Source organism: Streptomyces sp. NPDC003691 (assembly GCF_053981115.1).
Window position 1 is genome coordinate 1 of record NZ_JBSFNQ010000154.1, and the last position, 10,500, is coordinate 10,500.

Below are 10,500 nucleotides of genomic sequence, written 5' to 3' on the forward strand. Positions count from 1 at the left end.
GTCTGCGCGAATACCCCAAATACCTCGCCATCCGGGTCCTCGCCGAGGTCCGCGAACGCGCCCCGGTAGGAGGCCAGTGCGCTCTCCAGCTGGCCGACACTGACCAGGTCCAGGTTGTTCGTCGGCTCGTCGAGGAGCAGGAGCTGCGGGGCGGGTTCGGCGCACAGGACGCAGGCGAGGGTGGCGCGCAGGCGCTCTCCGCCGGACAGGACGCCGGCCGGGAGATGGGCGCGGCTGCCGCGGAAGAGGAACCGTGCGAGCAGGTTCATCCGTTCGGCGTGGGTGCGGTGGGGTGCGGCGTCGGCGAAGTTCTCGGCGACGGTGCGGTCGGGGTCGAGGAGGTCCAGGCGCTGGGAGAGCCGGGCGATCCGCCCGTCGGCACGGCGCACCGGACCGCTGTCGGGCGCGAGTCCGCCGCCGATGATCCGGAGGAGCGTGGTCTTCCCCGCGCCGTTGGGTCCGGTCAGGGCGATGCGTTCCGGGCCGCGGATGGTGAGGCCGGCCCCGTCGCCGCCGAAGAGCTCGCGGCCGGCGGGCCGGGCCCGGAGCCGTTCGCCGTGGAAGAGGGTGCGGCCCGCGGGGACGTCGGTCTCCGGCAGGTCGACCGTGATGCGCTCGTCGTCGCGGAGGGCCCGGCCCGCTTCGTCGAGCCGGAAGCGGGCCTCGGTGACCCGGTCGGCATGCATCCGGCCGGCGCGGCCCGCGGCTTCCTGGGCGCCGCGCTTCATGTTTCCGGCGAAGATCCGGGGCAGTCCGGCGCTCTTCAGGTTCCGGGCGGCGTTGCTCGCGCGGCGTTCGGCGCGCTCCCTGGCCTGCTGGAGTTCGCGCTTCTCCCGTTTCAGCTCGGCCTCGGCGTTGCGGATGTTCTTCTCGGCCGTCTCCCGTTCGGCGCTCACCGCCTCCTCGTAGGCGGTGAAGGAGCCGCCGTACAGCCTGAGTTCGCCGGGACCGAGTTCGGCGATGGTGTCCATCCGGTCGAGGAGGGCCCGGTCGTGGCTGACCAGGAGCAGACAGTTGCCGAAGCCGTCCAGGACGTCGTACAGCCGGTGGCGGGCGTCCAGGTCGAGGTTGTTGGTGGGTTCGTCGAGGAGCAGGACGTCGGGGTTCCGCAGCAGTTGGGCGGCGATGCCGAGGCAGACGGCCTGGCCGCCGCTGAGGGTGCCGATGGTGCGGTCGAGGGCGAGTCCGGGGAGGCCGAGGCGGTCCAGGTGGGCGCGGGTGCGTTCCTCGATGTCCCAGTCGTCGCCGATGGCGGTGAAGTGTTCCTCCGCTACATCGCCGGATTCGACCGCGTTCAGGGCGTGGACGACCGCGTCGATGCCGAGGACCTCGGCGACGGTGAGTCCGGCCGTCAGGGGCAGGGACTGCGGCAGGTGGCCGAGGGTTCCGGAGACGGTGAGGGTGCCGCCGGTGGGGTGCAGCTCTCCGGCGATCAGTTTGAGCAGGGTGGTCTTTCCGGAGCCGTTGGGGGCGACGAGGCCGGTACGGCCGGAGCCCATGGCGAAGGACAGATCGGTGAAGACGGGCGTTTCGTCGGGCCAGGAGAAGGACAGGCCGGTGCAGACGACGGAGGCGTCGGACATGGTGAAGGGACCTCGGGGTGCGTGAGGCGGGCAGGGGACGGCTGACGGGCCGCTCCGGCGGCTGCCCGGGGGCACCGCACCGACGGCCTCTTCGATCCGGGTATCACCCGGAGATGTCGTCGTCTCCTGTGGACACTGCCGCTCCTCGTAGCACGGTCATGGACGTGCCGCACGCTATCAGAGGAGGGCGGGGGCGGGCCGGTGATTTTCTCCGGGCGGGGGGCCGGATCAGGGGCGTGCGGCCGGGGGCGGCACAATGGCGCGCCGGGGGGGAGGGCTCGGTCAGGCGCTGACGGCCGCTCCCGCCTGAGAGGAGCGGGAAGATGACCGAGGTTCCGGAGCGTGCGCCGGGTGCCGTACTGCGGGTGGCGCTCGCCGCCGACCGGTGGCTGATGCGTCCCTGGGGGCTGATGGCCCTCGTCGCCGTTCTGCTGACGCTGGGCACGGTGGTCGACTGGCCCCTCGGCCCGGTGGTGGCGGGGCTGCTGATGGCCGCGGTGTTCGCCGTCGGGTTCGCGGGGAAGCGGTACGAGCGGCGGGGGACGGCCCGGCCGGAGGAGAGCGGCTGACGGGGGGCGGTTCCGTTTCCTGGTCCGGGAGCACCTGCCCCGGCCGGCCGGGATGAGCGGTCGGTGGCCCCGTGGTCCTTCCGACCGTTGGCGCCCCGGGGCGGCCCGGCCGCGGATTCCGCGGCCCGCCGCCCCCTTCCGCACCGGGACGGTCAGCGGCGGGTCCGGCGGAGGGTGCGGGCGGCGAGGTGGGTGGCCGTGCCGGTGATCGCCAGGAGGGCGAGCGCGGGGGCGAATCCGGGCAGGGCGGGCGGGTACCAGCCGAAGGAGTCGTCCAGGAACGGGACGGCTGCCACGGCGGCGGCCGCCAGGGCGGCTGCCGGGCGGCCGCGGTGCAGTCCGAGCAGGGCGCCGGTGAGGGCGAGGACCAGGAAGGGCCAGAGGCCGTAGTCCGTGGTGAACGGCAGCCCGCCCAGGGTAAGGGCGGTGAGCGGGAGCGCGATCACGGCCCCGGCGGAGCCCGCGAGGAGCCGTTCGCGCGGGTCGGGGTGTTCGTCCGGCGGGCAGGCCAGCAGGACGGTGACGACCAGGGCGCCGGTCGCCGCGGTGACGGCCGGGTTGCCGTGTCCGTAGACGAGGACGGTGACCGTGTACGCCGTCTGGGCGGCGGCCGCCCAGAACCGGCCGGCCGCCCACCGGCCGCCGAGCGCCACGACGGCGGCGGCCAGCAGAGCCGCGCAGGCCGCGGCCTCGGCCTCGCTGCCGGGGAAGAAGTGCGGTACGCGCCCCTCGGCACGCATGGCCGTGACGTAGGCGGCCGTCCGGGCCAGCCCCCGGGCGGCTTCCGCGGCCGCGGCGACCAGAACGAGGGGCGCGGCCAGGGCGCACAGGCGTCCCGCGCGCTGTACGGAGCCGAGGCCCAGGCGGAGCCGCAGGGCGTGCGCCGCGATACCGCCGGCCTCGCGAAGGCGTTCGGTACGGCCCGCGCCCGCGGTCAGCTCCCGGTAGACGGCTGCCACTTCGTCGCCGTAGGCGGCCCGGAAGCGGGGCGGGTAGAGCCGTACGATCCGGGTGATCACGCGGTGGCCTCCCGCCGGCGGGAGCGGCCCAGGCGGCGGACCGCCTCGCTCGCGGTGGCGGTCAGCCGGGCGGCCTCCGCCGCCAGGGCGGCGCGGCCGGGCTCCGCCAGGCCGTAGGTGCGGCGCAGCCTGCCGTCCACGGTCTCCTCGCGGTCGATCTCGATCAGCCCCTGGGCCAGCAGCCGTTCCAGGGCGCCGTACAGCGTGCCGGTCCGGAGCCGGACGCGGCCGTCGCTGATGACGGAGACCTCCTGGATGATCGCGTAGCCGTGGCGCGGCCGGTCCGCCAGGGCGGTGAGGACCAGCAGCGTCGGTTCCTGCATCGCCCGCTCGCTCATCCCGTGAACATATGCCGGTCACCGGCATACCGGCAAACAGCGGGCGGGGTGCGCGGCGGGTGGCGGGTGGCGGGTGGCGGGTGGCGGGTGGCGGGTGGCGGGTGGCGGGTGGCGGGTGGCGGGTGGCGGGTGGCGGGTGGCAACGAGCGTGCGGCCGGGCGGAGTCCGGCCGTCCGCGGTATCGGGGGCGATGTCGGTGGCGGGGGCTACTCTGCGGCGCATGACGGACACGACGGACCGGTTCGAGACGCTCACCGCCCAGGACGCCGAAGCCCGCTTCGGCCTGTCCGACCACGTCGGTTACCCGTATCAGGAGTACGACGATGAGCAGGAGACCCGGCTGTACCGGGCCGGTCTGCGGACCGGCGGCACTTTCACGTCCACGACGGACGAGGACGGCTTCTGCCGTGCCAATGTCGTCGTCGACGGCGATCTCGTGGTCGACGGCGACCTGGAGTGGGTCGACGAGGGGTACGGCAGTTTCCTGGTCGTGACCGGTGACCTGAGGGCCCGCCGGGTGATTCTGCGCGGGAACCCGTCCGTGGTCGTGCGCGGGAATCTGACCGTGGAGGGTGCCCTCCTGGGCTCCGTCGGGAACGACGGCGGATGCCTCACCGTCCTCGGGGAGATCCGGGCGGAGGTCGTCGTCCTCACGGAGGACTTCCGTCTGCTGTCGGCCGGCCCGCCCCGGGCGGTCCTGGCGGGCGAACCGGCCTACTTCACCGAAGGGGGCGGGCAGGCTGCCTGGCGGAGCACGTCCGGCGAACTCCTGCGGCCGGAACTGCTCGACGCGGAGGGCCGGGTCAGGGGCCGCACGGCCGAGGCCGCCCTGCGCGACGGGCAGCGCCTCCTCCGCGACGGGCCGGCGCCCGGGCCGGTCCCCGCGGGCGGCTGACGTCCGCCGCCCGGCCGGTCAGCCGCGGCGGCAGAGGAGGAACAGCTCCGCCTCGGGCGCGGCGCCGGGGATGCGGGGGGTGTAGTGGCCGTGATGCTCCCAGAGGACGGTCAGTCCCGCACCGGTGAGGAGGTCCTTGAACGGTTCGGCGGCGAAGCTGGTGACCCGGATCGGCCGGCCCATGAAGACGGCGTCGAGGTCCTCCACGTCGAGCGGGACGGTACCGACGGCGAACAGGCCGCCGGGGGCCAGGGCCCCGACGAGGTTCCGGAGCGTCCGGGCCTGCTCCGCGCGGCCCATCTGGAGCAGGGAGAAGTAGGCACAGACGGCGTCGAAGTCGCCCTCCTCCAGCGGGAGTTCCCGGAGGTCCTCGTGGCGGAACTCGGCGCCGGGCACCCGCTCGGCGGCGAGGGCGACCATCACGGGTGAGACGTCGACCCCGAGGACCCGGTGCCCGGCGGCGGCCAGGGTGGATGCCGTGGGCCGGCCCGTGCCGCAGCCGGCGTCGAGGATCCGGCTGCCGGGTGCGAGATGGGCCAGCAGCCGGTCGAGGGAGGCGCGGCGGGCGGGCGAGCCGGCGAAGGCGTCCTCGTAGGCGGCGCCGATCGCGTCGAAGACCACGGCGGGGTCGGATTCGGGAGTGACGGTCATACGGCCCCCGTCCCCACGGGGGCGGGGGGCGAAACCCGGACGGGGTGCGACGGGGTGCGACCCGGCGGAACCTATCACCGTATTCAAGTTTGACTAGACGGCGATCGGGCAGTACAGTTCGTGTAGTCAAGTTTGAACAGCCCAGGTTCGGGCCGTGTCAGAGTTCCGTACAGCACACCAGAGGAGATCACGTGGCCCAGCTGCCCGACGCCGGATACACCCCGACCGCAGAGGACCTCGCCGGGATCGAGGAGTGGTTCGCCGGGTACGACGCCGCCGCCGCACGGCGCGATGTCGAGGCCATGGCCGACCAGGCGGTCTTCCCCCTCAACCTGGTCAGTGACGACGCCGCGGGCGAGGCCGCCTCGGCCCAGTGGAACCGGCAGCAGTTCGTCGAGACCATGACCCATGTGATGGGAGACGGCTCCGAGGACATCACCTTCGACTCGGTCCGCACGCCGGTCTTCCTCAGCGCGGCCATGGCCGTGGTCTTCACCGACTCGACCATGACGGCGAACGGCGCCACCCAGCAGCTGCGGTACGCCGACATCCTCGTCAAGCGGGGCGGGAAGTGGGCGTTCCAGACGATGATCCAGGGCGGCTGGGGCGACAACCTGCGCTGATGTCCCGGGCGTACCGTGCGGCAAAGGGCCCGGCCGGATCCCGGCCGGGCCCTTTGCCGCTGCCCTCCGGCAGGCCCGTACGGCAGGATCCGGCACGGATTCCGGGCGGTCAGCCGGGAGGCAGGGCCCCCAGCCAGTCGGTGAGGAGCCGGTTCACCCGGTCCGGCGCCTCCTGCTGGACCCAGTGGCCGCAGTCCGGCAGGAGGTGGGAGGCGACCAGGCCCGGGAGCACGGCGGGCAGGGCGTCGATCGCGGCCGCCAGCCAGGCCATGGAGGAGTCCCGGGCTCCCCCGATGTAGAGGGCGGGCCGGGTGACGGGGGCGCCGTCGAAAGGCGCCAGGTCCTCCCAGTCCCGGTCCATGCAGCGGTAGCGGTTCAGCGCGCCGGTGAAGCCGGTGCGCTCGAACTCCCCCGTGTAGACGTCGAGGTCCTCCGCGCCGAGCCAGTGCGGCGGCCCGCTGTCCGGGAACCGCTCCCGCAGAGTGCGGCCCGGGGGGACGAACAGCGGGTCGGGGGCGCCCGGCGGCGGCATGGTGTCGGCGGACAGAGCGGCGTAGAAGCCGGCCAGCCAGCCCCGTACATCGGGTTCGATCTCCGCCTCGGCACGGCCGGGCTCCTGGAAGCGGGTGACGTAGAACTCCTCGCCCGCGCTCTCGCCCATGGCGGCGAACACCTCCCCGGGCCGGGGCCCGCCCCGCGGGACGTAGGGCACGCTCAGCAGCCCCACCGCGCGGAAGACGTCCGGCTCCAGGAGCGCGCAGTTCGCCGCGATCGCCGAGCCCCAGTCGTGGCCCACGACCGCCGCGGACTCCTCCCCCAGCGCCCGGACCACGGCCACGGCGTCCGCGACCAGCTCCACCATCCGGTACGCCGCCGGGTCGGCGGGGCGCGAGGAACGCCCGTAGCCGCGGACGTCGACGGCCACCGCCCGGTAACCCGCGGCCGCCAGCGCGGGCAGCTGGTGCCGCCACGAGTACCAGCATTCGGGGAAGCCGTGGAGGAGGAGCACCAGCGGGCCGGTGCCGTGTTCCACGAGGTGGCTGCGGCCGCCCGGCGAGGGCACCAGCCGGTGGGTGAACTCCGCCGTCCGCCGTGTCATCCGTCCCCCTCCGGGACCCGGCCGCCCGGCCGTTCCGAAATGCCGTCGTTTCCGTTCCGACGTTCTCGTGTTCCGACGTTCTCGTGCTGCGGTGTTCTCGTGTTCCGACGTTCTCGTGCTGCGGCGTGTGCCACGGCGTTCCGGCGATCCGGCGTGCCTCTCCGGCCGCGGCGGCGGGCCACCGCGGGCCCGCGGGTTCCCGGCGGGGCGCCGCCGGGACCGCGGGAGGTCCGTGCCGGGCCGGCGGCCACCGTGCACGGGTCCGGGGTACCGCCGCCCGGCCGGGGCCGGACGCTCCGCCGGTACCGTACGCCCCCGCGGCGGACCCGGCGGGCGGCGGTGGCGTGATTGCGCCGCCCGTACGAGGGTCCGGGCCGGCCCGGCAGCGGCCGGGTGACGCGGCGGGGCCGTCCGGAGGACGGCGGCGGTCCGGTCACGGCCGGCACCCCGGCGGGCCGTCCTAGCGTGCGGTCATGAGACGTCTCCGTACCCCGGCCCGGGCGGCCGTCGCCGCCGTCGCCGCTCTGGTCTGCGCGGCTCCCGCCGCCCCCGCGTCGGCCGGGGACAGCTGGCTGTCCACGGGCCCGGGCATCACCTCGGGCATCAGCGGTATCGCGGTCGCGGACGAGGCGGGCGGCACGGCCGATCTGCTGGCCGTGCACGACAACAAGCGGACGGGCGAGCCCCGGGTCTCCCGGATCCGGGTCCGGCCGGGCGGGCCTCCAGAGGTCCGGGTGCTGCGCTGGCTGGGGACCCGGCTCCCGGTCGATCTGGAGGCGCTGTCCGAAGTACCGGGGCGGCCCGGGGAGTTCGTCGCGCTGGAGAGTTCGGGCCGCGGATACCATCTGCGGCTCTCGCCGGGTTCGGTGCGGGCGCTGCGGGAGTTCACGGTGCCGGACGCGGTCGCCGGGGAGAACTACGAGGGCTTCGCGCTGGCCCGCCGGGCGGGCCGGCTGGTGGCGGTGTGGACGCACCGGGGGCAGGACGGCGACCCCGGGGTGGTGAGGCTGGCCCGGCTGGACTGGGCGCGGCTCGCCTTCGGGCCGCGGCGCTCGGCCACCGTATCGGTCCCCTATCCGGCTGAGCAGGTGCGGCATATCAGCGACGCCGAGGTAACGGCCGCCGGACGGCTGATCACCACGGCCGCATCCGACCCGGGGGACGACGGCCCGTTCCGCAGTGCGGTGTACGACCTCGGCCGGGTGGTGCTCCTCGCCGACGGCGAACCGGGGCTGGAGCAGCGGGCCCGGCCGCTGCGGCTCGGGGTGTTCGGCGGCCACAAGGCCGAAGCGGTGGCCTGTGTCCCGGGCGAGGTACCGGGTACGGTGCTGGGCACCGACGACGAGAACCTCGGCGGCTGGATCCGTCGGGACGGGCTGTGCCGTCCCGGCCCCGCGGCCTGAGAAGAGGCCGGGGAAGCGGGCGGGGCCCGGGGCCGGCCAACGGGCTCTGCACGGACGGATATCACCGGATCGGCGAGCCTCCCTCCGTGCGATCATCGAAGTCCGTGGCCGGCGCATCCCGGCGGCCACGGCACGCGGGGGCGGTGGCGGACGGGGGCGGCGGACGGGACGTCACCGCGGTCCGGGCCCACGCGCCGACGGGCAGCCGGTCCCGTCCCCGGCGCTGGACGAAGGAATCCGACCGCACGTGACCATACGAACCATGCTGTACGCAGCGGCCGTGCCGCTGCTCGCCATCCCGCCGGCCCTCTCCGCCGCGCCCGCCGGGGCGGCATCCACTCCCCCACCCCCGCCCGGGGTGTCGGCCGTACCGGCCGGGACGTACGGGGAACTGACGCCCGAAGGCACCTTCACCACGCCGCCTGCGGCCGGGCTCTGGTGGTCGTCCACCGGCCGGGCCACCGGCTTCGGTCCGGGCGCGCTCACCACGTCCGTCGGCACCGACAAACCACGCGTGTGGGACGCGATGGTGGGGCGTAACAACGTCCGGCTGCGGGCCGGAGCCCTCTACACCCTGTCGTTCGACGCCTCCGCGTCCCGGGCGGCGGACGTCCGGGTGACTGTCCAGGAGAACAGCGGGGCGTTCACCGCCCCGCTGAACCGGACGGTGACGCTCGGCCCCGGGTCCGTACGCCACCAGTGGACCTTCCGCTCCTCCGTATCGACACCGACGGGTCAGGTCACCTTCCAGGTCGGTGGCCAGACCGCGGAGACCGGCTTCACCTTCGACAATGTCTCCCTCACGACATCGACACCGCGCGAGGGCTTCTACACCGACCCCAACTCCACCGCTCGGCGCTGGGTGGACGGCGACACCACCGGACATCCGCGGAAGGCCGAGATCCAATCCAGGATCGCCGACCACACGACCGTGAAGTGGTTCGGCAACTGGTCCGGGGCGACCGACGCCGCGGTGGAAGCGGCCGTGAGCAGCTATGTCGGGGCCGCGGCGGACGCGGGACAGATCCCGACGCTGGTGGCGTACAACATTCCCGGCCGCGACTGCGGCGGCGCGTCCGCCGACCCGTCGGTTCCGGCGACCTCGCAGGCGTACAAGAACTGGATGGCGGCCTTCAGCCGCGGGATCGCGGGGCGCCCCGCGATCGTCGTCCTCGAACCGGACGCGGTCGCCCAGGCGGACCGGGACTACCGGCGGCACGACGGCACTCCCTGTCTGACCGAAACCCAGCGCACGGCCCGCTTCGACATGCTCACCTACGCCACCGGGCAGCTGGACGGCCAGGGCGCGCTGGTGAGGACGTACATCGACGCGGGCAACGCCCGGTGGATCCTCGGGGAACAGCTGGACGACACCGGCCCGATGGGGCTGGCCGAGATGGTGGAGATGCTGGGCCGGTCCGGGCTGGCACTCGCCGACGGGGTCGCGATCAACGTGGCCAACTTCCAGACGAACGCCGCCTCCGACGACTACGGGAACCGGCTGGCCGCGCGGGCCCTCCAGACGCTCGGCATCACCACCACCTGGGTGGTGGACACCGGCCGCAACGGCACGGTCCAGCCGCCCGCGCCGGGTGACTTCTGCAATCCCCGGGGCCGGACCCTGGGGCTGACCTCTCGCGAGGGCGGCGCCGGGGGTGCCGCGTACTACCTGTGGGTCAAGAACCCCGGCGACTCCGACGGACGGTACGAGGAGGACCCCCGCTGTGAAGCGGGGGTCCCCAAGGCCGGGCATTTCTCGCCCGAGCTGGCACTGCGGCTGATCGACGGCACATGACGGGCCGCCGCCCCACCGCAATGCGGTGGGGCGGCGGAACGGGCTTGGGCATTGGGTGCTTCAGCCGAGTCGTTTCTTGGTACGCCAGTCCGTGGTGAGCACGACGGTGGGTGTGCCGTGGTGGGTGGCGCCGCCGGGGTAGAAGCGGACGACGCCGTTGTCGGCGGCTCCGGTGATGGCCCAGATTTCGGGGATGCCGTCGTTGTTGATGTCGGGGGTGCCGGTCATCAGGGGGATGTTGGTGGTGTTCCAGGAGGTGCCGTACTGGGCGTCGACACCGTTCTTGGAGTTGACCGCGCTGGCCAGCGATATCAGGTCTGTACCGCCGCCGGTCGCGGGCTTGCCGTGCCGCAGCAGCAGACGGGCGGTATTGAAGTCGCGCCAGACCATGTCGACGGCGCCGTCCTTGTCGTGGTCGCCGAGGGAGACCAGGTCGCGGTTGGTCCAGGCGGTGGCGGAGAGCTGGATGGCGGTGTCGAAGGCGGCGCCGGTGTAGCCGGTGAACACCCACAGGGCGTCACCCGC

General features: G+C 74.2%; 10 protein-coding genes and 1 pseudogene. 5 read left to right on the forward strand and 6 right to left on the reverse strand.

What is annotated here, in order from left to right; genetic code table 11:
- A partial coding sequence (locus tag ACWDR0_RS33530) for an ABC-F family ATP-binding cassette domain-containing protein (protein WP_456355606.1) occupies positions 1 to 1,583 on the reverse strand: 1,583 nt, incomplete at its 3' end.
- Positions 1,584 to 1,906: 323 nt separating this feature from the next.
- Between ACWDR0_RS33530 and ACWDR0_RS33535 the strand changes: the two genes are divergently transcribed.
- Complete coding sequence (locus ACWDR0_RS33535) at positions 1,907 to 2,152, forward strand: hypothetical protein (protein ID WP_456355607.1); 246 nt, start codon at positions 1,907 to 1,909, stop codon at positions 2,150 to 2,152.
- Positions 2,153 to 2,304: 152 nt separating this feature from the next.
- Here ACWDR0_RS33535 and ACWDR0_RS33540 read toward each other — a convergent pair whose 3' ends face one another.
- Both ACWDR0_RS33540 and ACWDR0_RS33545 read right to left on the reverse strand, forming a co-directional pair.
- On the reverse strand, positions 2,305 to 3,171 hold the full coding sequence (locus tag ACWDR0_RS33540) for a hypothetical protein (protein ID WP_456355608.1): 867 nt from the start codon (positions 3,169 to 3,171) through the stop codon (positions 2,305 to 2,307).
- The gene (locus ACWDR0_RS33545; protein ID WP_456355609.1) at positions 3,168 to 3,509 is read right to left on the reverse strand and encodes a PadR family transcriptional regulator; all 342 of its coding nucleotides are present in this window, start codon (positions 3,507 to 3,509) and stop codon (positions 3,168 to 3,170) included. Before ACWDR0_RS33545 ends, ACWDR0_RS33540 begins: the two co-directional genes overlap by 4 nt.
- 220 nt (positions 3,510 to 3,729) lie before the next feature.
- On the opposite strand from ACWDR0_RS33545, the gene ACWDR0_RS33550 reads away from it, so the two are divergent.
- Positions 3,730 to 4,404 carry a hypothetical protein gene (locus tag ACWDR0_RS33550; RefSeq protein ID WP_456355610.1) on the forward strand — a complete coding sequence of 225 codons (675 nt, stop codon included), beginning with the start codon at positions 3,730 to 3,732 and terminating at the stop codon, positions 4,402 to 4,404.
- Positions 4,405 to 4,422: 18 nt separating this feature from the next.
- On the opposite strand, the gene ACWDR0_RS33555 is transcribed toward ACWDR0_RS33550, so the two are convergent.
- Positions 4,423 to 5,055, reverse strand: a complete 633-nt coding sequence (locus tag ACWDR0_RS33555; protein ID WP_456355611.1) for a class I SAM-dependent methyltransferase — start codon at positions 5,053 to 5,055, stop codon at positions 4,423 to 4,425.
- 191 nt (positions 5,056 to 5,246) lie between these two features.
- On the opposite strand from ACWDR0_RS33555, the gene ACWDR0_RS33560 reads away from it, so the two are divergent.
- Positions 5,247 to 5,678 carry a nuclear transport factor 2 family protein gene (locus tag ACWDR0_RS33560; RefSeq protein WP_456355612.1) on the forward strand — a complete coding sequence of 144 codons (432 nt, stop codon included), beginning with the start codon at positions 5,247 to 5,249 and terminating at the stop codon, positions 5,676 to 5,678.
- A 109-nt stretch (positions 5,679 to 5,787) separates the two neighbouring features.
- Here ACWDR0_RS33560 and ACWDR0_RS33565 read toward each other — a convergent pair whose 3' ends face one another.
- On the reverse strand, positions 5,788 to 6,777 hold the full coding sequence (locus tag ACWDR0_RS33565; RefSeq protein ID WP_456355613.1) for an alpha/beta fold hydrolase: 990 nt from the start codon (positions 6,775 to 6,777) through the stop codon (positions 5,788 to 5,790).
- 473 nt (positions 6,778 to 7,250) lie between these two features.
- Here ACWDR0_RS33565 and ACWDR0_RS33570 point away from each other — a divergent pair, with 473 nt between their 5' ends.
- A complete protein-coding gene (locus ACWDR0_RS33570; RefSeq protein WP_456355614.1) occupies positions 7,251 to 8,180 on the forward strand; it encodes a hypothetical protein in 930 nt (309 codons plus the stop codon).
- A 247-nt stretch (positions 8,181 to 8,427) separates the two neighbouring features.
- Positions 8,428 to 9,975, forward strand: coding sequence for a glycoside hydrolase family 6 protein (locus ACWDR0_RS33575; RefSeq protein ID WP_456355615.1), 1,548 nt, complete (start codon positions 8,428 to 8,430; stop codon positions 9,973 to 9,975).
- 60 nt (positions 9,976 to 10,035) lie between these two features.
- Here ACWDR0_RS33575 and ACWDR0_RS33580 read toward each other — a convergent pair.
- Positions 10,036 to 10,500: pseudogene (locus ACWDR0_RS33580) on the reverse strand (VCBS repeat-containing protein); the annotation flags it as partial.